19 protein-coding genes and 1 tRNA gene are annotated in these 21,926 nt (G+C 33.5%); 3 read left to right on the forward strand and 17 right to left on the reverse strand.

What is annotated here, in order from left to right:
* Positions 1-19: 19 nt before the first annotated feature.
* The 12 genes from argH to QLS71_RS04670 all read right to left on the reverse strand — a co-directional run bounded on the left by argH (position 20) and on the right by QLS71_RS04670 (position 11,811).
* Positions 20-1,294 carry an argininosuccinate lyase gene (gene argH, locus QLS71_RS04615; RefSeq protein ID WP_308990745.1) on the reverse strand — a complete coding sequence of 425 codons (1,275 nt, stop codon included), beginning with the start codon at positions 1,292-1,294 and terminating at the stop codon, positions 20-22.
* 50 nt (positions 1,295-1,344) lie between these two features.
* The gene (locus QLS71_RS04620; protein ID WP_308990746.1) at positions 1,345-2,412 is read right to left on the reverse strand and encodes a M20 family metallo-hydrolase; all 1,068 of its coding nucleotides are present in this window, start codon (positions 2,410-2,412) and stop codon (positions 1,345-1,347) included.
* Position 2,413: 1 nt separating this feature from the next.
* Positions 2,414-3,190: an acetylglutamate kinase gene (argB, locus tag QLS71_RS04625; RefSeq protein WP_308990747.1), complete on the reverse strand. Its 777-nt coding sequence runs from the start codon at positions 3,188-3,190 to the stop codon at positions 2,414-2,416.
* A gap of 80 nt (positions 3,191-3,270) precedes the next feature.
* Positions 3,271-4,212 carry an N-acetylornithine carbamoyltransferase gene (locus QLS71_RS04630; RefSeq protein ID WP_308990748.1) on the reverse strand — a complete coding sequence of 314 codons (942 nt, stop codon included), beginning with the start codon at positions 4,210-4,212 and terminating at the stop codon, positions 3,271-3,273.
* A gap of 7 nt (positions 4,213-4,219) precedes the next feature.
* Complete coding sequence (gene proB / locus QLS71_RS04635) at positions 4,220-4,984, reverse strand: glutamate 5-kinase (RefSeq protein ID WP_308990749.1); 765 nt, start codon at positions 4,982-4,984, stop codon at positions 4,220-4,222.
* Entirely contained in the window at positions 4,984-6,204 is a 1,221-nt protein-coding gene (locus QLS71_RS04640) for a glutamate-5-semialdehyde dehydrogenase (RefSeq protein ID WP_308990750.1), read from the reverse strand. Before QLS71_RS04640 ends, proB begins: the two co-directional genes overlap by 1 nt.
* Before the next feature lie 58 nt (positions 6,205-6,262).
* Positions 6,263-7,402 (reverse strand): aminotransferase class III-fold pyridoxal phosphate-dependent enzyme, encoded by a 1,140-nt coding sequence (locus tag QLS71_RS04645; RefSeq protein WP_308990751.1) that lies wholly within the window; start codon positions 7,400-7,402, stop codon positions 6,263-6,265.
* Position 7,403: 1 nt separating this feature from the next.
* Entirely contained in the window at positions 7,404-8,198 is a 795-nt protein-coding gene (proC, locus tag QLS71_RS04650; protein ID WP_308990752.1) for a pyrroline-5-carboxylate reductase, read from the reverse strand.
* Between the two features lie 121 nt (positions 8,199-8,319).
* On the reverse strand, positions 8,320-9,297 hold the full coding sequence (gene argC, locus QLS71_RS04655; protein ID WP_308990753.1) for an N-acetyl-gamma-glutamyl-phosphate reductase: 978 nt from the start codon (positions 9,295-9,297) through the stop codon (positions 8,320-8,322).
* A gap of 2 nt (positions 9,298-9,299) precedes the next feature.
* Positions 9,300-10,475 (reverse strand): argininosuccinate synthase domain-containing protein, encoded by a 1,176-nt coding sequence (locus QLS71_RS04660; protein WP_308990754.1) that lies wholly within the window; start codon positions 10,473-10,475, stop codon positions 9,300-9,302.
* Between the two features lie 122 nt (positions 10,476-10,597).
* The gene (locus tag QLS71_RS04665) at positions 10,598-11,164 is read right to left on the reverse strand and encodes a GNAT family N-acetyltransferase (protein ID WP_308990755.1); all 567 of its coding nucleotides are present in this window, start codon (positions 11,162-11,164) and stop codon (positions 10,598-10,600) included.
* A gap of 32 nt (positions 11,165-11,196) precedes the next feature.
* Positions 11,197-11,811 carry a GNAT family N-acetyltransferase gene (locus tag QLS71_RS04670; RefSeq protein WP_308990756.1) on the reverse strand — a complete coding sequence of 205 codons (615 nt, stop codon included), beginning with the start codon at positions 11,809-11,811 and terminating at the stop codon, positions 11,197-11,199.
* 820 nt (positions 11,812-12,631) lie between these two features.
* Here QLS71_RS04670 and QLS71_RS04675 point away from each other — a divergent pair.
* Positions 12,632-14,998 carry a sodium-translocating pyrophosphatase gene (locus QLS71_RS04675; RefSeq protein ID WP_308990757.1) on the forward strand — a complete coding sequence of 789 codons (2,367 nt, stop codon included), beginning with the start codon at positions 12,632-12,634 and terminating at the stop codon, positions 14,996-14,998.
* 90 nt (positions 14,999-15,088) lie between these two features.
* Here QLS71_RS04675 and QLS71_RS04680 read toward each other — a convergent pair whose 3' ends face one another.
* On the reverse strand, positions 15,089-15,703 hold the full coding sequence (locus QLS71_RS04680) for a deoxynucleoside kinase (RefSeq protein ID WP_308990758.1): 615 nt from the start codon (positions 15,701-15,703) through the stop codon (positions 15,089-15,091).
* A gap of 3 nt (positions 15,704-15,706) precedes the next feature.
* On the reverse strand, positions 15,707-16,495 hold the full coding sequence (locus QLS71_RS04685) for a hypothetical protein (RefSeq protein ID WP_308990759.1): 789 nt from the start codon (positions 16,493-16,495) through the stop codon (positions 15,707-15,709).
* 174 nt (positions 16,496-16,669) lie between these two features.
* Here QLS71_RS04685 and QLS71_RS04690 point away from each other — a divergent pair, with 174 nt between their 5' ends.
* Together QLS71_RS04690 and QLS71_RS04695 are read left to right on the forward strand one after the other, a co-directional pair.
* Positions 16,670-17,497: a GLPGLI family protein gene (locus QLS71_RS04690; protein WP_308990760.1), complete on the forward strand. Its 828-nt coding sequence runs from the start codon at positions 16,670-16,672 to the stop codon at positions 17,495-17,497.
* 780 nt (positions 17,498-18,277) lie between these two features.
* Positions 18,278-18,362, forward strand: a tRNA-Tyr gene (locus QLS71_RS04695).
* Positions 18,363-18,429: 67 nt separating this feature from the next.
* On the opposite strand, the gene QLS71_RS04700 is transcribed toward QLS71_RS04695, so the two are convergent.
* The 3 genes from QLS71_RS04700 to metK form a co-directional block, all read right to left on the reverse strand.
* Complete coding sequence (locus QLS71_RS04700; RefSeq protein WP_308990761.1) at positions 18,430-19,386, reverse strand: family 43 glycosylhydrolase; 957 nt, start codon at positions 19,384-19,386, stop codon at positions 18,430-18,432.
* Between the two features lie 150 nt (positions 19,387-19,536).
* The gene (locus tag QLS71_RS04705; protein ID WP_308990762.1) at positions 19,537-20,133 is read right to left on the reverse strand and encodes an HPP family protein; all 597 of its coding nucleotides are present in this window, start codon (positions 20,131-20,133) and stop codon (positions 19,537-19,539) included.
* A gap of 110 nt (positions 20,134-20,243) precedes the next feature.
* A complete protein-coding gene (gene metK / locus QLS71_RS04710; protein ID WP_308990763.1) occupies positions 20,244-21,497 on the reverse strand; it encodes a methionine adenosyltransferase in 1,254 nt (417 codons plus the stop codon).
* Between the last annotated feature and the right edge of the window lie 429 nt (positions 21,498-21,926).

Raw genomic sequence — 21,926 nt, forward strand, 5'->3', positions numbered from 1 at the left:
TAATTGAAATGAAAATCAATTATTTTGGAAATTTATCTCGAATCTTATCTAGACTCAAATTATGAATACTACCAACATGCGAGTGCTTTTTAGAAGTATCTGGAACATACGTACCATTTTGTACTTCGCCTCCTATTTTTTGATATGCTTCTCTAAAACTTTGTCCTTCAACCACAAGCGTATTAATGTTATCAACCGTAAATAGGTATTTGTACAAATCGTTATGCACGTCAACATCTTTCACTATAACTTGTTTGATCGAAAAATTGAAAATATCTAAAATATCTTTCACATCTTCAAAAGCAGCAATCATGTTTTCTTTTAACAACTGAAAATCTCTATGATAACCACTTGGCAGATTATTGGTTATTAAAAGCATTTCGGTTTGAAGCGCTTGTATTTTGTTGCATTTACCACGAATCAACTCAAAAACATCTGGATTCTTTTTGTGTGGCATAATGCTACTTCCCGTTGTTAATTCATCTGGAAACGATATAAAACCAAAATTCTGACTCATATATAAGCACACATCCATCGCAAAACGACTCATCGTGTTACATAAACTACCTAAACTGGCTGCAATGGTGCGTTCGCTTTTTCCTCTACTCATTTGAGCAGCAACTACATTGTATTTTAAAGTAGCAAAATTCATTTCTTTGGTAGTCAATTCTCTATCAATAGGAAAAGAACTTCCATAACCCGCAGCTGAACCTAATGGATTTTGATCGACTGTTTTAAATGCGGCATCTAATAAATATACATCATCTATTAAAACTTCTGCATACGCCGAAAACCACAACCCGAACGATGATGGCATAGCCACTTGCAAATGCGTATACCCAGGAAGCACTTTGTCTTTATAAGTATCTGCCAAACCTAAAAGGGTTTCGAAAAGTGTTTGCGTTTTTTGTTTTACAGTGCCTAAATTTTCTTTGTAGTACAATTGTAAAGCCACTAAAACTTGGTCGTTTCTTGAACGTGCCGTATGGATTTTTTTACCAACTTCGCCTAAAGTTTTAGTCAATTCGAATTCAATTTTAGAGTGCACATCTTCAAACTGTGAGTCTATAACAAAAGTACCGTTATCTATTTGAGCCTCTAAAATTTTTAAGCCGCCTAATAATTCCACCAATTCATGTGCATTTAAAATACCCACTTTTTGTAGCATTTTAGCATGCGCTCTTGATGCTATTACATCGTATTTCGCTATATGTATATCAATTTCTCGATCGTTTCCAACGGTGAATTGTTCTATTTTTTTATCTATTGAAATACCTTTATCCCAGAGTTTCATTTTGTAATGTTTATTTGTTCAACTGTTGAATTGTTTATTCGATGTGTTTATTACACAATTACCCGATTCAACAATTCAACATATATTTTTATTCCTTCTTCAATTTCATGTAAATAAATAAATTCATCTGCTGAATGCGACCGTGTGCTATCGCCAGGACCCATTTTTAATGATTTACATGATAACCATGCTTGATCGGATAATGTTGGTGATCCATAAGTGGTTCTTCCCATAGCTATTCCTGCTTTTATTAAATCATGATTTACTGGAATAGACGAAGAATTTAGATGTAAACTACGTGGTACAATGCTAGAACATGGTGCGTTTTTTTGTAAAAACTCTGCAATTTCAGCATTGGTATATTTATCGTTTACACGTACATCTATGACTAATTCTACGTCGGCAGGCACCACATTATGTTGTTTTCCAGCATTTATTTGTGTGACTGTTAATTTCACATCACCTAAGGCTTCCGAACTTTTTTCAAAGGTCAAATCTTTAAACCACTGCAGTGTTTCTATGGTTTTATAAATTGGATTATCGTTGTTTGGATGTGCTGCATGACTCGCCGTTCCTTTTACTTTCGCATCAAAAACTACTAAACCTTTTTCGGCAACTGCCAAATTCATCAATGTTGGTTCGCCTACTATTGCTACATCAATTTTCGGAATAATTTTCAGCATGCTGTTTAAACCGTTAGGTCCGCTACTTTCTTCTTCCGCGGAAGCAACCAAAACTAAATTATATTTTAAATCTTTATGATTGTAATAATGTGTGAAGGTTGCTATTAAAGACACCAAACATCCACCTGCATCATTACTACCAAGACCGTACAATTTACCATCTTCAACAATAGCTTTAAATGGGTCTTTTGTGTAGGCTGTATTAGGTTTTACAGTGTCGTGGTGCGAATTAAGTAACATATTAGGTTTGCTAGCATCGAAGTACTTATTTACAGCCCATACGTTATTATTTGTTCGTTTATAATCTATGTTATAGCGCTTAAACCAAGCTTCAATATGAGATGCGGTTTGATCTTCTTCAGAAGAAAAAGACTCGGTTTCTATTAACTGTTTTAATAGCGCAATCGCATCGCTTGTTAATTCTTGTATTGCCATATTATAAAGTTATTCTTGTAAAATTATCATTCTCTTGGGTTAACATCGAAGTGTTTCCCATATTTATGGTTTTTACACCCTGATTTAAAGCATCAAAACAGTTTTCCAACTTAGGAAGCATGCCATCAGCAATGATACCTTGTTCTAGTAATTCTTTATATAAAGTAACATCGATGTGTTTTATCACGGATTTTTTATCCTTGATGTCTCTTAAAACACCATCCAATTCAAAACAATAATAAATAGATGTTTCGTAAAGCTCACTCATTCCAACGGCTACTTGCGAAGTAATGGTGTCTGCGTTCGTGTTTAACAACTGCCCTTTACCATCGTGGGTAATGGCACAAAAAACAGGTGTAAAATCGGCTTGAATTAATTTATCAATAGACTTGTGAGCCACTTTTTTAACATCGCCCACAAAACCAAAATCAACCTCTTTTACGGGTCTTTTTTCTGAAGCGATACTATTTATATCGGCACCCGTTAACCCAATAGCATCTACTTGTAATGACTGTAGCTGTGCGACAATATTTTTATTTACCAACCCACCATACACCATGGTGATTACTTCTAAAGTTTCCGCATCGGTGATGCGTCTGCCGTTTACCATTTTAGATTCAATGCCCAATTTAGCAGCCACATGTGTAGCTCGTTTTCCACCACCGTGTACTAAAATTTTTTTCCCTTTTAAGTTAGCAAATAGTTTTAGAAAAGCCTTTAAAGACGCATTGTCTTCAATAATATTTCCTCCTATTTTTACTATGGATAGTTTTTCCATTTTATAATTTAGTTATCATCTATCATACTGAGAACTAAAAACAAACAGATTGCTTCGTTCCTCGCAATGACACTATGAATTTACTTTATATTTTCTAATATTTTTTTTAACACCAACTGCGCTGCATACGTTCTGTTATTGGCTTGTTCTATTACCAATGAATTTTCACCATCTAAAACCGCATCTTCAACGATGACGTTTCGTCTTACAGGCAAACAATGCATAAATTTAGCATCCCCCAATTTTTTATTGGTAATCATCCAATTCGGGTCGGTATTTAATACTTTTCCGTAATCATTATAACTACTCCAATTTTTCACGTATACAAAATCGGCATTCTTAAATGCTTCTTCTTGATTGTAATTGATGGCTGTATTTCCTGTAATTTCTGGGTTTAACTCATAACCTTCTGGATGCGTAATTACAAAGTCCACATCCATTTTCTGCATGGATTGCACAAAACTATTTGCCACGGCATGTGGCAACGATTTTATGTGTGGCGCCCAACTTAAAACCACTTTTGGTTTTGATTTTTTTGTTTGTTCAGAAATAGTAAGTGCATCGGTAAGTCCTTGAAGCGGATGTCCAGTAGCACTTTCCATATTCACAATAGGCACAGAAGCATATTTTACAAACGATTTAAGCACGTGCTCACTTTCATCCTTTACTTTATCAGTTAAGGTTGGAAATGCTCTTACTGCAATAATATCACAGTATTGAGATACTACCGCTGCTGCTTCTTTAATGTGCTCTGCTGTGTTTCCATTCATAACAGTACCGTCTCCAAATTCGATTCCCCAAGCATCTCCCGACACATTCATAACTATAGGGTCCATACCTAAATTTAAGGCTGCTTTTTGAGTACTTAAACGCGTACGTAAACTCGAGTTAAAAAACAACAAACCAAGTGTTTTATGTTTTCCTAAATCGATATGTTTAAGCGGATTTGCTTTTAATGCTTTCGCTTCCTCAATCCATGAATGGATATTATCTATATCGTGTATGGAGGTGTAATTCTTCATTTGTAAATTATTTTATTTTGGTAAACGACACTTTGTTATTTATAGCATTTATGATGAAATCATCTTCAAGTCCGTTTACAATCCAAGTTTCTATGTTTGCTTTTTTTGCAACAGAAGCAGCTTCAATTTTTGACTCCATCCCTCCACTTCCATGAGATGATTTTGAGTTAACTACTTGTTTTGCTAATACTTCAAAATCTTCCACCAACTCAATCGTTTTTGGTGTTCCGTTTTCCATCGATTCTTTGGTGTAAATACCATGGGTATTGGTTGCAATAATGAATAAATCAGCCTTTAAAAGTGATGCAGTTAATGCCCCTAACTTATCGTTATCACCAAATTTAATTTCATCGGTAGCAACGGTATCATTTTCATTAATAATGGGGATGTAATTATTACTCACCAATACATTAATCGTATTAACAATATTTGTTCTACTTTGTTCTCTTTCAAAATCCGAATAAGACAATAAACACTGTGAGGTTAACAACCCGCTTTCTCTAAAAATTTCCTGATAAATACGAATTAAGTGTGGCTGACCAATAGATGCCAAAGCTTGTTTAACAGTAATTTCTTTGCCCTTGCTTTCTAGTTTTACAAACTGTTTTGCCGCTGCAATAGCCCCCGAACTTACTATAATAAACTCGTAAGTATCTTGAAGCTTTGCTATTTGATTTGCTAAATCTTCAATTTTACCTCTAGAAATATTATCGGTTTCCTTAGTTAGGGTATTAGAACCAACTTTTAGTAGGATGCGCTTCTTTTTCTGCATTATCTTATTTGTCCATTGCCATGAATAAACCATTTATTAGTCACTAAATGTTGCAAACCAATTGGACCTCTTTGGTGTAATTTATCAGTACTAATGGCTAATTCGCCCCCTAACCCTAATTGGCTTCCATCAGTAAAACGCGTAGAAGCGTTGTGATATACAGCCGCGGTATCTACATTTTCCATAAAGGTTTCAGCAACCGCATTATTTGTTGTAATAATAGATGATGAATGACCTCCAGAATATTTGTTTATCATCGCAATAGTAGCTTCATTAGATTCTATTTCCGCGATAGCGATTTTATAGTCTAAAAATTCTTTATACCAAATGTCATCCGACTGGATGGCTTCCACATTATCAAATTTTGAAATATAAGAATCGCCTAAAATCTGTACGTTAAATTCCTTAAGTTTTGAAATCAATGTTTTGATAAAAGCTTCTTTATTAGGGAGATTTTTATCAATCAACACTTTATCTAAAGCATTACAGCCAGAAATTTTAGCAGTTTTAGCATTAATAATAACCTTTAAAGCGATATCCAAATCGGCCTCATTATGAACGTACAAGAAATTATTACCCCGACCACTAATAATCACCGGGCAATTAGCGTGTTCTTTCACAAAAGCAATTAAACGTTCGCCACCTCGAGGCACGATTAAATCGAGTTTTTGTGTTGGCTTTTCTAAAAAAGCTTGTGTTTCAGTTCGGTTGAATTGTAAATATTCTACCCATTCTGTTGAAGCACCGTTACTTTTTAAAGCTTGATGCCATAATTCAACTATTTTTAAATTTGATTTTAAAGATTCTTTTCCGCCTTTTAATAAAATTTTATTTCCCGATTTAAAAGCAATTCCCGCAGCTTCTACCGTAACATCTGGACGTGATTCATAAATAATCAAGACGCTTCCAAACGAAGCCGTTTTATTATAAACCTGCATACCGTTATCGTGTTTAAAACTAAAGCGTTCAATACCTACAGGATCTGCTTGCGAAGCTAAATGCGTTACGGATGCAATCATTTCATCTACTTTAGAATCGTCTACTTTTAAACGATCGTACATAGAAATATCATCCCCATTGTATGCATCTAAATCTGTTTTATTAATCTTAATAATGGCCGCTCTTTCTTGTTCCAAAAGTTCTGCCATTGTAAGTAATACAGCGTTTCTTGTTTCTATTGATAATAAAGTATTCATTTTTTTGTTTTTTTTGAGTTGCAAAGCTGTAAAGTTTCAGAGTTTCTAAGCTTTGAAACTTTGAGGCTTTGTTTCTCCATTTTTATTTTTCGACTGTTTTCAAAACTTCGTTTAAAGCCTTGAAAAACTGATCGACGTGTGATTTTTTAATAGTTAACGGAGGTAATATTCTAATCAGTCTTTTGTTAGAAGCACCTCCAGTAAATATATGATATTCATAAATGAGTTTTTTTCTAAGTTCTCCAACTTCAAAATCGAATTCTAACCCGATCATTAAACCTCTTCCTTTAATATTTTTTATCTGCGGAATGGTTTTAGCTACAGAAATAAAATATTCTGAAATTTCATTCACATTAGCAATTAGGTTTTCTTCTTCAATGGTATTTAAAACAGCTACACCAGCGGCACAAGCCAAATGATTGCCACCAAACGTGGTACCCAACATACCATATTTTGCTTCAATGTTTGGATGAATTAAAATACCTCCAATTGGAAACCCATTCCCCATGCCCTTAGCTATGGAAATAACTTCTGGGGTTACATTATAATATTGAAAAGCGAAGAATTTACCTGAACGCCCATAACCTGACTGAACCTCATCGGCTATAAGATACGTATTATTTGCTTTACAAAGTGCATCTACTTGCTCAAAAAATTCGGCAGTTCCCTGGTCTAAACCACCAACCCCTTGTATAAATTCTAAAATCACAGCACAAACATCACCTTTTTCTAATTCTTTTTTAACACCTTCAACATCATTTAAAGGTAAAATGGTGACTTTTTGTTGTGCGTTTATAGGGGCAATAATATTAGGATTATCGGTTGCTGCAACAGCTGCCGATGTACGCCCATGAAAACCATTTTTAAAAGCGACAACTCTTGATTTTCCTGTTTTAAAAGACGCTAATTTTAAAGCGTTTTCGTTAGCTTCGGCTCCCGAATTACACAAAAATAATTCATAGCCTTTACATCCTGATAACGATTCAATTTTATCAGCTAACTCTACTTGCAGCGGATTTTGAATAGCATTGGAATAAAAACCAAGTTTTGAAACCTGATTTGTAATAGCCTTAACATAACTGGGGTGTGAATGACCAATGGAAATCACAGCATGACCTCCGTAAAGATCTAAATATTCAACTTCTTTTTCGTCATAGACATGCATGTCTACACCAGAAACTGGGGTTACATTATATAATGGATAAACGTCAAATAATGGCATTTTAATTCTTTTTAATTTGATTAATTTTCTCGAAAGAAGCAACTATACCTTGTATCAAAGCAGAGCTTAAACCTTGATGTTCCATAGCATTTAACCCCTCAATAGTACAACCACTTGGTGTTGTAACCCGGTCTATTTCTTGCTCTGGGTGTCTACCAGACTCCAATAATAAACTAGCGGCTCCAAAACATGTTTGCGTTGCTAATTGATGTGCTTCGTGGGCTTCAAAACCTAATTGAATAGCTCCTTGTGTTGTCGCACGCACAAGGCGCATCCAGAACGCAATTCCACTCGCACAAATAACAGTTGCCGCCTGAATTAAATCTTCAGGAATTACTAAAGTTGTTCCTAATTGATTAAAAACATCTTGTGCTAAAACTACTTTGTCTTGAGCTTTTTCATTAGCAGCAATACAAGTCATCGATTTCCCAATTGAAATTGCGGTATTAGGCATCACCCTAATAATATTTTTATCATTTCCAATAATCCCTTCAATTCTAGGAATATCAACGCCAGCTGCTACAGAAATTATGATATGCTTATCTGTTATTTTTGAAGCGACACTTTGTAAAACTGCATCAATATGTTTTGGTTGCAGCGCAAAAATAACCATATTGCTTTGTTCGATAGCCAAAACATTGTCCTTAGTTACGCTAACATTTTCGACAATCTTATAATCATCCACATTCGTGGTGTTTTTGTCACTTAGATACAACGAGGTAAACGTCTTATTCTTAATAAGACCTTTTGCAATGGCGCTTCCTAAATTTCCAGTTCCAATAATGGCTATTTTCATAATAACTCTTTTTTCCTCCCCTAACCCCTCCAAAGGAGGGGAACTCGAGCGTGTTTACTCTTTATTAAATAATCTTTTTTACCACAATCCATTTCTCCCCTTTGGGAAGGCTAGGTGGGATTTAAAAATACGTTGCTTTTAATTGCAAACCTGTTGTTTCCTCTAAACCAAACATTAAATTCATATTTTGAATTGCCTGTCCAGATGCGCCTTTCAATAAATTATCTGTAATACTTGTTACTAACAATTTATTGTTGTGTTTATGCAAATGTATTAAACACTTATTGGTGTTGACCACTTGTTTTAAATGTAAAACCTCATCAGATACAAACGTGAATTTAGCGTCTTTATAAAACGCTTTAAACATATCTTTTGCTTCATTTAACGTGCCTTCAAAATTGGTATAAAGGGTTGCGAAAATACCTCTTGAAAAATTTCCTCGATTTGGCATAAATAAAATCTCCGAACCAAAACTATTTTGCAATTGTTTAACCGATTGAGTTATCTCACCCAAATGCTGGTGTGTAAATGGTTTATAATACGAAAAATTATTATCTCTCCAAGGAAAATGCGACGTATCAGACAATGACGTTCCAGCTCCTGTTGCCCCTGTTACGGCATTTATATGCACATCATTACTCAATAAATTTTGCTGCGCTAATGGCAACAATGCTAATTGAATTGTTGTTGCAAAACATCCTGGATTTGCTATATAATTCGCTTTTTTAATAGCATCTCTTTGCAATTCTGGTAAACCGTAAACAAACGTTTTCTCCTGAAACACTTTATCATTTTCAAGACGGAAATCATTACCTAAATCAATAATCTTCGTATTATCAGAAAAAGTATTCGCTGATAAAAATTTCACAGAGTTTCCATGACCTAAACACAAAAACAACACATCAACCTTTGGATTAACTGTGTCCGTAAACTTCATATCTAAATCACCCAATAAATCTTGGTGAACACTGCTTATTTTATTTCCTGCATTGGAGGTACTATACACAAAGTTAATTTCAGCTTTCGGGTGATTAATTAACAATCTAATTAATTCCCCTGCTGTGTAACCTGCTCCTCCAATAATACCTACTTGAATCATTTTTAAGAATTTACTTGATGATATATTTTATTTTGATTTCCAATAATTTTGATGAATCCTTTTGCTTCATCAGCAGTCCAACCACTATTCTCTTCACCATAACTACCAAACTTGGCGTTCATTAAATCGTGCTCAGAGCTAATCCCATCTAAATTAAAATGGTAAGGTCTTAAAGTAACGAATACATCGCCACTTACTTTATCTTGACTACTTTGCAAAAAGGCTTCAATATTCCTCATAACAGGATCTAAATATTGACCTTCATGCAAATGCATACCGTAGAAACTTGCCAAATATTCTTTATGTTGCAATTGCCACTTCGTAAGCGTGTGTTTTTCTAACAAATGATGTGCTTTAATAGTAATTAAGGCAGCAGGCGCTTCAAAACCTACACGACCTTTAATACCTACAATGGTATCTCCCACATGAATATCGCGACCAATCGCATATGCTTTAGCTAGATTATTTAAAGTTTCAATGTTTATTTCTGAGTCGTTTTCAATACCGTTTACGGCAACTAATTCTCCTTTTTCAAACGTTAATTTTACTTTTTCATCTTCAGCATGTTTCAATTGTGAAGGGTATGCACTATCCGGCAACGGTTTATCCGACGTCAACGTTTCAGAACCTCCAACACTGGTTCCCCAAAGCCCTTTGTTTACCGAGTATTTTGCTTTTTCCCAAGACATATCAATTCCATTGGCTTTTAAATAGTCAATTTCTTCTTGTCTGGTTAATTTTTCATCTCTAATTGGCGTGATAATTTTAATTTCGGGTGCCAATGTTTGAAAAATCATATCGAAACGTACTTGGTCGTTTCCTGCACCCGTACTGCCATGTGCAATATATTCCGCATTTATACTTTTAGCATATTCAACAATTTCAATAGCTTGGATAATACGTTCTGCACTTACAGAAAGCGGGTATGTGTTGTTTTTTAACACATTACCAAAAATTAAATACTTAACTACTTTTTGGTAAAATGTAGCTACAGCATCTATATTTTTATAGGTTGAAACGCCCATTTTATAAGCGTTCGATTCAATATGTTCTATTTCTGCTTTTGTAAATCCACCGGTATTAACACTTACCGCATGTACATCATACTCTTTAGATAAACTTACTGCACAGTACGACGTATCTAATCCGCCACTATATGCTATTACTAGTTTTTTCATGTGTTTATATTTATTGTTTTTCAATGGTCACATGCTGTTCGCTATCAATCATTCCCTTTGAGAATGAAAATTTAGAACAAGCTCGTTTCATATTATTATATTTGTATAACTTATTTTCTACTTTATTTTAATTGTCTAATTTCAGATTCAAAACACGCATTCACATAATATCTAAAATTTAATTCATCTCTTAATTTTCCTAATTTCTCAAGTTCTTCAACTAATACAACAGACATTTTAGATAAGGTAACATGTGTCATCCCTAACAATTCGTTGTAATGATGCACTTTAGGTGTTTGAGCAATTGAAATAAGAAACGTATCACTAAATAATTCGGTCATTCTAGCCATTAATAACAAACCAAGATTACAGTTCCGATACTTATTATCTACCCATAAAGAAGAACGTTCGTACACAAAATGCCCTTTAACTTGATGTTCATGAACAAAGATATGTCCGTAAATTTGACCTTCTTTCTGTAATATAAAGCAACCGTTTTCCACACGTTTTCTAAGCATTTCCACGCTTACATAATACAATGTAGGCAGCTCTCTAGATCTTTCTGAAATAATTTCTAATGCTTTATTGGAAAGCTTATAAACAAGCTTTATTTCTATTCCTTCTTCTGCACAAAAAGTTTCAGCTTTTTCTATCACACTACCTATTTCTATGTCCAATATTGTATTCATTTTAATTTATATGGCTAATTTTGCTTCAGACATTATTTCTTGTCTTTTTTTAAAAACATGGTTTCTTTAATATGTTTTAATCTATTAAAAACCTTTTCTTTAATTTTTATGGGTTCAAATTTCTTGGCCTTCGGATCGTATAACATACCTGTACATAAACACATTTTTCTGTTGGTACGGGTTAAAACATCGTAGTTTTTACAAGTTTGACAGCCATCCCAAAAGGTTGGATCATCGGTTAATTCAGAAAATGGTACGGGTTTATAACCTAAATTGGTATTCATTTTCATAACAGCTAAACCTGTTGTGATACTAAATACTTTAGCATCTGGAAACTTCGTTCTAGAATGCTTAAATACTTTATGCTTTATTTTTTTAGCTAATCCAGCACTTCTATAATCTGGGTGTACAATTAAACCAGAGTTCGCTACATATTTACCATGACCCCATAGTTCTATATAACAAAAACCTGCAAATTTATCGCCATCTAAAGCAATAACCGCATTTCCATTCTCTAACTTTTTTGTAATATACTCAGGTGTACGCCTTGCAATACCAGTACCTCTAACAGCCGCAGATTCCGCTATAGTGTCGCAAATAATTTCTGCGTATTTAGAATGTGATTTATCAGCAATTACAATCTCCATTATAATTTTTAAAGTGTATTAAAGTTAGCGTTTTTTCTTGTTTTAAAATAAACTGGACTCACCTAGTTTTAAAAATTCATAGACACCCTTACGGGCGACGCACAAAAATACGACGCATCCTACACATATTGATTAAAAGACGAATTAAATTTTGAAATGAGATGACTGAATATGAATACATTATTAAAAAAATTAAAATTACGTTTGTTTTGGCTTTGCTATAGAGACAAGATTAAAAACGGCGGCGACTGCGCACGGGCAAACCGGGTATAATACAACGTATTTTATTTTTTAAAGTTTTCATAATGTAAAATTATAGTTTTATTTTTTAAATGAAGAAAGAAACACTAACTATTTAATTAAAATTATTAATTTCTTCAGATATTAAACCAAATATTTTTGATAATTCAGTTTTTAACAAATTAGTGATTTAAAATTTTAAAAAGCTTGTAGATATTTGTGCTACAAAATATGAACCAACCTCTAAAAAATAAGTATTGAAATCCATAAACAGTAGCAAGATTTTTAAGGAGCTACATGTTATACAGATGTAACTCAAATATTGGTTAAGGGAAATTATTAACGTAGGACTGTAAATGGTATATGCAGTCCTAATTTTTATGATTTTTTGTTTTAGGATTAATCATTCACAATTCAAAGAAACTATTGTTATAAACTATTGAAATAATGGTTAATGCAAATCCTATTTTATCAAAAAAATAAACCGTTTTTAATTAAATGCGGTTTTTTTTATCACTTATATTTCCCTATTTTTAACTCCATTAAAAAATATTTATTTAACAACTAACTAAATTTATATATGGAATTAATAGTAAAGTTTTTACCGCTTTTTGGTGTTTTGGCATTGGCATTTGTATTTATAAAAAGTGCTTGGGTTACCAAACAAGAAGTAGGTGATGAAAAAATGTCGCGTATAGCTAAAAACATTGCAGATGGAGCCATGGCGTTTTTAAAAGCCGAATACAAAGTTTTAGCCATTTTTGTGGTGGCAGTAGCTGTCTTGTTATATTTTAAAGGCGCTTCAGAAGTAGGCTCGAGCGGGATGGTAGCCGTGTCATTCATTGTAGGAGCTATTTGTTCTGCCTTAGCAGGCTTTATTGGAATGAAAGTGGCAACCAAAGCTAATGTTAGAACAACTCAAGCTGCAAGAACATCGTTAGGGCGCGCTTTAGAAGTGGCGTTTGCTGGAGGTGCAGTTATGGGCTTAGGCGTTGTAGGTTTGGGTATTTTGGGTTTAAGTGGCTTATTTATAGTCTATCAAGACTTATGGCCTGGTGCTGAAAATTTAGCTATGGTATTAAATGTGCTTTCAGGATTTTCATTAGGAGCCTCATCTATAGCCTTATTTGCACGTGTTGGTGGAGGAATTTATACTAAGGCTGCCGATGTTGGTGCCGATTTAGTTGGTAAAGTTGAAGCAGGCATCCCTGAAGACCATCCATTAAACCCCGCAACGATTGCTGATAATGTTGGAGATAACGTTGGAGATGTTGCTGGTATGGGAGCCGATTTATTTGAATCGTATGTAGGTTCTATTATAGGAACCATGGTGCTAGGTGCTTTTATTTTAACACCTAATTTTGATGGCTTAGGTGCTGTTTATTTACCTTTAGTTCTTGGAGCAGTAGGTATTGTAATGTCTATCTTAGGTACCTTTTTTGTAAAAGTGAAAGATGGTGGAAATCCACAAACTGCATTAAATATTGGAGAATTTGGTTCTGCAGCCTTAATGGTTATAGCGTCTTATTTTATTATCAATGCTTTGATTCCAGAAGCGGTAGAAGGTCTGCCTTTTGGAGCCATGGGTGTGTTTTGGGCAACCATTGCTGGCTTAGTTGCTGGTTTGGGTGTGGGTAAAATAACGGAGTATTATACCGCTACAGGTAAAAAGCCTGTCATGTCAATTGTTAAACAATCTGAAACAGGAGCAGCAACTAATATTATTGCAGGCCTAGGTGTTGGTATGATGTCGACCATGATCCCTATTCTTTTAATTGCTGCTGCTATTATGGTATCACACCATTTTGCAGGTTTATACGGTATCGCTATTGCAGCAGTAGGAATGTTGGCAAATACAGGGATTCAATTAGCTGTTGATGCTTACGGACCTATTTGTGATAATGCAGGAGGCATTGCGGAAATGGCTGAACTACCAAAAGAAGTTCGTGAGCGTACCGATAAATTAGATGCAGTGGGTAATACAACTGCGGCAGTTGGTAAAGGTTTTGCTATTGCTTCTGCAGCTTTAACAGCTTTAGCATTATTTGCTGCTTTTATGAAAACGGCTAATGTTATTGCGATTGACGTGTCTCAGCCTAGGATTATGGCTGGATTATTAGTTGGAGGTATGTTGCCATTTGTGTTTTCTGCATTATCTATGAATGCGGTTGGTCGTGCAGCTATGGCAATGATTGAAGAAGTGCGTCGACAATTTAGAGATATTCCGCAATTAAAAGCAGCATTAGTAGTAATGCGTAAGTATGATTCTGATATGACTAAAGCTTCAGCTGAAGACAGAGCTATTTTTGATGCTGCCGATGGTGTTGCAGATTACGGAAAATGTATTGATATTTCCACAAAAGCTTCCATTAAAGAAATGGTATTACCAGGGTTATTAGCAATTGTTGTTCCTGTAGCTGTTGGCTTTATAGGTGGTGCTGAAATGTTAGGTGGACTTCTTGCAGGTGTGACTACTTGTGGTGTTTTAATGGCTATTTTCCAATCGAATGCTGGTGGTGCTTGGGATAATGCTAAAAAAACGATTGAAGAACAAGGCAAAAAAGGTACAGATGCACACAAGGCTGCTGTTGTTGGAGACACGGTAGGTGACCCATTTAAAGATACTTCAGGACCTTCATTAAATATTTTATTGAAATTAATGTCGGTTGTAGCCTTGGTAATAGCACCAAGTATTGCATTGTCATCAGATATTGTAACAGCTTATGTATCTGAAAATATTCCTGCGAAAGTTGAAATAACTAAAGAAGTAAAAGTAGCTATGCATAATAACGATGATGGAACTGTTAAAGCAATAGTAACAACCGTAACCACTAATAACGGTGAAAAGTCTACAAGTTATGAGACCTTTCAAGGTGAAGAAGCTGAAGTGAAAGCAAGTATTGCTTCTTTAAATGAAAAACAGAAAGAACAAAATGTTATAAATTAAGTTATAGCTTTTCATAAAAAGAAACCACGCCTTAGGCGTGGTTTCTTTTTATGAAAATATTTTATCACCTCTTAATAATTAAAAAAGTTGTTAAAACAAACCATTTATTTCGGCATCTATTGTGTTGATTACCTGTCCTAAATCTTCTGGTTTATCTACAAAATCAAGTTTATCAACATCAATAATTAAAAGCTTTCCTTTAGTGTAACCATGTATCCAAGCTTCATAACGTTCGTTTAGCCTGCTTAAATAGTCAATACTTATAGAGTTTTCGTAATCACGCCCCCGTTTATGGATTTGTGAAACTAAATTAGGGATAGAACTTCTTAAATAAATTAACACATCGGGACCTTTAACTAGCGATTCCATTAAATCGAAAAGTGATTTATAATTTTCATAATCACGATTCGTCATTAAACCCATCGCATGTAAATTGGGCGCAAAAATATGAGCGTCTTCGTAAATGGTTCGGTCTTGAATAATATCCTTACCACTTTCTCGAATTTGCAAAACTTGGCGAAATCTACTGTTTAAGAAATAAACTTGTAAATTAAAACTCCAACGTTCCATTTGATTGTAAAAATCGTCTAAATATGGATTGTCTACAACGTCTTCCAGTTGTGCTTCCCATTTATAGTGTTTAGCTAGTAATTTTGTGAGAGTTGTTTTTCCAGCGCCAATATTTCCAGCTATTGCAATATGCATAATTTAATCGATTTTTAATTGGTATTTGTGTAGGGTTTCTTTGTCGTAAATATACAAGGTTTCATTGGTTACAAAAAACTGATTTATCAACAAATTTGGGAGCGTAATAGGAACAATAGTTTTCGTGTTTTTTTTCAAATAATACAAATTATTATCCTTCTTAAAAATAACATTTTCGTTATCGATGTTTATCGATTCATATCCATCATTTTTCATTTTATATGATAGATTTCCAAAATAATCGTACACGTATAAGTCGGTTTTGGTAAGCACCCAGCAGTAATTGTAATTACTTTTTATATCTAAAATAGAACTTTTAAAAGGGAGTGTTTGCGCACGCTTGGTGTTGGTTTTATAATCAAAAAGCTCTAATTGCTGCGTGTTTTCATTAAAAATCCAAATAGTATTATCTGAACCTGTAGCAACATACGTTACGTTTTTGTATTCTGAAAGCGCATTAAAATCTATTTTGAATATTTCAGCTAATCGATTATCTAAAATTAAAACCGTATTAAAATCTTTGTAAAAAACGTTTATTTTTAAAGGATTGAACGTATTTACAGATGTAATAGTACCTAATTGGAAATTGCTATAGCCAATATCAAGACCTTTAGTTTCAGCACTATGTTTAAACAATACATTTTCTAAAATATAAAACGTGGTATTAAAATTATTAGTACTCACAAAAATGTTAGCATCTAGCATGTTTTTTTCAATCAATGAGGTTTCTATAGACTCTTGAGACGTAATTGAAAGTGAAAGAAAAAAGAATAAGTGTAAAACGTATTTCATAATGAAGCGAAAAATACAAAATTTAATAAAATAATTCAGTGATTCCTCATTAATTAGCTTTGAAATTAATTTAAGAACATTTTAACAGTTTATTTGTTAAACTAATTGCAATTATTCAAGTCTAAATAATTTAAAATTATAATTTTAAACATAAATTTAAAAAGCTAGTATTCTATGAAACATCATTTTATTAAAATAAGTATTACCTATTTTGCCATTTTTGCTTCTATCATGGTATTTGCCCAAAAAGATTTTCAAGGAAAAGCCTATTATGAATCTAAGACCACCGTTGATATGAGTCGTTTTGGCGGAGGTGATATAAGTGATGAACGCAGAAAACAAATAGCGGATCGAATGAGAAGTATACTTGAGAAAACATTTGTATTAACGTTTAATCAGTCGGAATCTTTTTATCAAGAAGAGGAAAAGCTAGACACCCAAGAAAGTGGCCGTGGCCGATGGGGAGCTATGATGGGTAGTTATACAGGTGGGCCACAGTACAAAAGCATTAAAAAGCAATTGCTTTTACAAGAACAAGAATTTTTTGGTAAGCAATTTTTAATTAAAGATTCTCTATCCAAATTAAACTGGAAAATGGAAGGTGAAACAAAACAAATTGGACAATATACTTGTTTTAAAGCTACTACTACAAAAGTAGTTGATGCTGTAGACTTCACAAGTTTTAGAAGACCTCCAAACAATGAAGAAGATAGTTCACCCGCAACTAAAGAGATAGAAATAGTTGCATGGTACACCATGCAAATTCCTGTAAACTTAGGACCTGATGATTATTGGGGACTTCCTGGTTTAATTTTGGAAGTAAATGCTGACAAAACCGTTATTTTGTGTTCTAAAATTGTATTAAATCCAGAAGAAAAGGATATTATTAAAATGCCTTCCAAAGGCAAAGAAGTTACAAAGAAAGAGTACACTGCCATTGTAAAGAAGAAAACTGAAGAAATGCGTCAAAATTTCAGAAGTGGCGGAGGTGGTCGAAGATAAAATCAATAACTAATTTCGTCTTAAAAAATTATGTAACTAAAATTACTTATAAATTTAATATGTTTAATTACACAAATGAATGTCTTTACTAGTTTAAATTATAGTAAAAGTTTCGAGTATATTGGAACGACCTCTCTTTTTGAATCAAGAAGTATTATCCATATAAGTTCTCCATTTAATTCTGGACTTGTAAATGAAAGCGCAAGTACGAATGGTTGTTTTTAGCAAAACAAGAGATTCAGTTTAAGGTATAATGGCAATTTTAACTGCTCTAAGTTTAACCAGTTTATTCTTAAAATGCACGATCAAGTATAAGCTTTTCCCAAACGTATGGGAGTAAATTACGAACCAATTTAAAAACAGCACTAAATGTTGAGATTGAGTAATTGCTACATCATTCAAGATAATAATAAGTTTTATACATAGTATCCATCTATAGAATTATGATGCATAATATTTAAAAAAATAACATTCAAAACTGATTATTTGTATACTAAATTTCAGTGATGATGTTAAAAATTTTAAATAATTCCAAATTTCCAAATACATCTTTAGTATATAAAAAAGATAAAAATGCTAAGTTAGAATACGAGACAAAAACTATTAACTAACTCAATACCAAAGAACAAAACCACACAAGAATCAGTAAAGTATCTGGTAGTGTTTCCTAATATTTTATACAGCCGTTATTTATGTCGTTTAGAATACGATACGAATTGTAAAATAGCGCATTTTTATTTTGCATACTTGATAAACTATAATATATTTGCGCACGGTTTTGGGGAGATACTCAAGCGGCCAACGAGGGCAGACTGTAAATCTGCTGATTTCATCTTCGCAGGTTCGAATCCTGCTCTCCCCACCAAAAAAAGCAAGCTATAATAAGCTTGCTTTTTTAATAAGTAAAAATGTCATTTATTTTCAATATAGCTTTATATTTTTTTAGTAGATAAGCCAGCTTTAGTTCTTTCAATTGGTTTAATAGTCCCATCCTTATTAAAATACAAGTATTCAGCACAAATATAGCGTTGCTTTTTGTTGCATTCAGAATCTGTATCTAACCATCGGTGGTAGAATAAAACCCATTGCCCATTAAATTCTACAATAGAGTGGTGGTTGTTACCCTCTTCTTCTTTCATTATTTTTCCTTTATATTCCCATGGACCTATAGGAGATTTTGCCATATAATAAGAAAGCATCCTATTGTTTTCTGGCATCGTATAATAATAAACACCATTTCTTTTAAATACCCATGGGCCTTCCATTTTGGGTTCAAAACCACCCATATCCATTTTGTAAAGATCACCTTCAACACTAAGTAAATCATCTGACATTTCTGCTACTAAATAATCACTACCGCCGTGAAAATAAATATAGCCCTTTTCATCATCATCAATAAAAAGACAAGGATCATTTGCGTAGGGTTCTGTCCATAGAGGTTTACCTATGGCATCTTTAAAAGGACCCGTTGGTGAATCACTAACTGCAATGCCTATTCCCATCCATTTTGTACTATTGTTTGGGTTTTCACGATCTTTAAAACCACTTCCAGCGGGAAAACAAAAATAATATTTTCCGTTTTTATAAGCAGCATCTGGTGCCCAAGCAAAATTATCAGCCCAAGATAAATCATCTACAGAAAGACATGCGCCATGGTCTGTCCAATTTATTAAATCACTTGATGAAAATACATGCCAATCTTTCATCCAAAAATCGAGTTGACATTCTTCATCATGAGAAGCGTAAATATACATTTTGCCATCCTTCCAAACATGTGCTGATGGATCTGCTGTTAATATGTCACTTCCAAAATTTAAAGGGTTTTGTGAAAAGCAGGGGGTTATAAAAAAAAGACTTATTAAAACGGGTTCAATGACCTTGAGATTCATTTTGGTGAATTTTAGTTGATTTAATCTTTAAGAATTAGATGAGAAAGTAACGAAGTTAAAGAAACTCTTTTACATAAATCAAAAAAACATCACATAAAACACTGAACTTATAACTGTTAAAAAAAGAAAGCTGCATTTTAAGTTTTAATCTTAATTAATGTTTTTCAGCTTTTGCCATTTAAAGAATCTTTTGTAAGCTTGGTTTGTGGGATAATTTCTATTATTTGTTGTGTTATTAAATACCAATGCGACCACAAAAAGAATAAGTGTACCAGTTAAAACAGGTGAAAGCACATACATATAGCCTAACGATTTTATTTTTTCAGTACCTATTACTGCAATTAAGGCTGTGGCACCTCCTGGCGGATGAAGTGTTTTTGTAAACTGCATAAAAACGATAGAAAGGGAAACGGCAAGAGGCGCAGTAATCCAAATAGTCTCAGGAAAAAGTTTATAAACAGTTACACCTATAATGGCAGATATTAAATGACCGCCAATTAAATTTCTAGGTTGTGATAAAGGGCTTTCTATAGCACCATATATTAATACACTAGATGCGCCAAATGAACCGACTAAAAAGGTGTTCTCTATTTTAGGTAAAAAATGAGATTGCATAAATGCTATTAACCCAATACCAAAAAAAGCACCCAAAAAAGACCAAAAATGCTCTTTGAAATCTATTAAGGTTTCTTTATAAATTACATATTTAGAAATCCGAATGGTTCGTTTGATTTTTTTCTTTATCATTTAAGCTATAATTATATTCTAAATTAAAACGAAATGTGATTTTTCTAAAAAAAACAAACCTTGCAAAAATGAATTACAAGGTTTTTAATATTTGTTACGAGATATAAAAGTTATAGTCCAAAAGCTTCTTTTACCTTATTAACATAATCTAATTTTTCCCAAGTAAATAGTTCCACATCTAAAGTGATGCTTTCACCATTTGGTTGACTAAATGTTTTAGTTACTGTTTCGTTTTTACGTCCCATATGACCATAAGCAGCCGTTTCGCTATAAATAGGAGCACGTAGTTTTAAGCGTTCCTCGATAGCGAATGGACGCATATCAAAAATATTAGAAACCATGTTGGCAATTTCACCATCAGTCATATTAAACGGGCAAGTGCCATATGTGTTAATAAAAATACCCATAGGCTCTACAACACCAATAGCATAACTTACTTGTACTAAAACTTCATCGGCAACACCAGCTGCGACTAAGTTTTTGGCAATGTGTCTTGTAGCATAGGCAGCACTACGGTCTACCTTACTTGGATCTTTTCCTGAAAATGCACCACCACCATGAGCGCCTTTTCCACCGTAAGTGTCGACAATAATTTTACGACCTGTAAGCCCTGTGTCACCATGAGGCCCACCAATTACAAACTTACCTGTTGGGTTTATGTGGTATTTAATGTCGCTGTTAAATAATGCTTGTATGCTTTCAGGTAATTTAGAAGCAACGCGCGGTATTAGAATTTCAACAATATCTTTTCTTATTTTAGCAAGCATGGTATCATCATCAGCAAAATCATCATGTTGTGTAGAAACCACAATGGCATCAATGCGTTGAGGAACGTTATCATCGCTATATTCAATGGTTACCTGACTTTTAGAATCAGGTCTTAAATAAGGAATGTCTTTGTTTTCACGACGCAAATCGGCTAGTTCTTTTAAAATTCTATGCGATAAATCTAACGCTAGTGGCATAAAATTTTCAGTTTCATTGGTAGCGTAACCAAACATCATACCTTGATCTCCAGCACCTTGTTGTTCTTTAGTAGCTCTATCTACACCGCGATTTATATCGTCCGATTGTTCATGTATAGCCGAAAGCACACCACACGAATTGCCATCAAACATATATTCTCCTTTTGTATAGCCAATACGGTTAATAGTATCTCTTGCAATTTTTTGAACATCTAAATAAGTCTGCGATTTTACCTCACCAGCAAGAATTACTTGTCCTGTAGTAACAAGCGTTTCACAAGCTACTTTTGAATTTTTGTCAAATGCTAAAAAATTATCAATTAAAGCATCACTAATTTGATCTGCTACTTTGTCTGGGTGTCCTTCAGAAACACTTTCAGAAGTAAATAAATATGCCATTTAATATGTATATTATGTGGAAGATTTGACGATAACGTCTAAGGAAGTTCGCACTGCCTTTAGCATTTTTATTTATACCAAAAAGGAGGTATAAAGAGGTTGCAATCAGTCAAATCTTTCCTCTATTATTTGAATTGCAAAAGTAAAAAAATAAAAGTAACAACAAATCGTTTTATATTATTTTAACTAAAAAATTGGATGTTACATTTTAATTTTAAATATTTGTTTCTTTAAAATGAATAAACTGGTATTAAATAGCATTTCTATAAATGTCGTTGTGATTACTTTGCATCGATAAGAAGGTTATGTTTTAAAAGATAATAAATTTTAAAAGCCTTCCACAAATGGAAGGTTTTTTTATTGAATATTTTGAGTGTTTTGAACATCATAAAAATATCGGTCTAAATAACTGAAAAACAAATATTTAAA

This window comes from Mariniflexile litorale (assembly GCF_031128465.2).
In the GTDB taxonomy this organism is placed as follows: Bacteria; Bacteroidota; Bacteroidia; order Flavobacteriales; family Flavobacteriaceae; genus Mariniflexile; species Mariniflexile litorale.

Bases quoted from the DNA above. Each gene is read 5' to 3' on its own strand.
- argH (WP_308990745.1), bottom strand. From the start codon at position 1,294: ATGAAACTCTGGGATAAAGGTATTTCAATAGATAAAAAAATAGAACAA.
- QLS71_RS04620 (WP_308990746.1), bottom strand. From the start codon at position 2,412: ATGGCAATACAAGAATTAACAAGCGATGCGATTGCGCTATTAAAACAG.
- argB (WP_308990747.1), bottom strand. From the start codon at position 3,190: ATGGAAAAACTATCCATAGTAAAAATAGGAGGAAATATTATTGAAGAC.
- QLS71_RS04630 (WP_308990748.1), bottom strand. From the start codon at position 4,212: ATGAAGAATTACACCTCCATACACGATATAGATAATATCCATTCATGG.
- proB (WP_308990749.1), bottom strand. From the start codon at position 4,984: ATGCAGAAAAAGAAGCGCATCCTACTAAAAGTTGGTTCTAATACCCTA.
- QLS71_RS04645 (WP_308990751.1), bottom strand. From the start codon at position 7,402: ATGCCATTATTTGACGTTTATCCATTATATAATGTAACCCCAGTTTCT.
- proC (WP_308990752.1), bottom strand. From the start codon at position 8,198: ATGAAAATAGCCATTATTGGAACTGGAAATTTAGGAAGCGCCATTGCA.
- argC (WP_308990753.1), bottom strand. From the start codon at position 9,297: ATGATTCAAGTAGGTATTATTGGAGGAGCAGGTTACACAGCAGGGGAA.
- QLS71_RS04660 (WP_308990754.1), bottom strand. From the start codon at position 10,475: ATGAAAAAACTAGTAATAGCATATAGTGGCGGATTAGATACGTCGTAC.
- QLS71_RS04665 (WP_308990755.1), bottom strand. From the start codon at position 11,164: ATGAATACAATATTGGACATAGAAATAGGTAGTGTGATAGAAAAAGCT.
- QLS71_RS04670 (WP_308990756.1), bottom strand. From the start codon at position 11,811: ATGGAGATTGTAATTGCTGATAAATCACATTCTAAATACGCAGAAATT.
- QLS71_RS04675 (WP_308990757.1), top strand. From the start codon at position 12,632: ATGGAATTAATAGTAAAGTTTTTACCGCTTTTTGGTGTTTTGGCATTG.
- QLS71_RS04680 (WP_308990758.1), bottom strand. From the start codon at position 15,703: ATGCATATTGCAATAGCTGGAAATATTGGCGCTGGAAAAACAACTCTC.
- QLS71_RS04685 (WP_308990759.1), bottom strand. From the start codon at position 16,495: ATGAAATACGTTTTACACTTATTCTTTTTTCTTTCACTTTCAATTACG.
- QLS71_RS04690 (WP_308990760.1), top strand. From the start codon at position 16,670: ATGAAACATCATTTTATTAAAATAAGTATTACCTATTTTGCCATTTTT.
- QLS71_RS04700 (WP_308990761.1), bottom strand. From the start codon at position 19,386: ATGAATCTCAAGGTCATTGAACCCGTTTTAATAAGTCTTTTTTTTATA.
- QLS71_RS04705 (WP_308990762.1), bottom strand. From the start codon at position 20,133: ATGATAAAGAAAAAAATCAAACGAACCATTCGGATTTCTAAATATGTA.
- metK (WP_308990763.1), bottom strand. From the start codon at position 21,497: ATGGCATATTTATTTACTTCTGAAAGTGTTTCTGAAGGACACCCAGAC.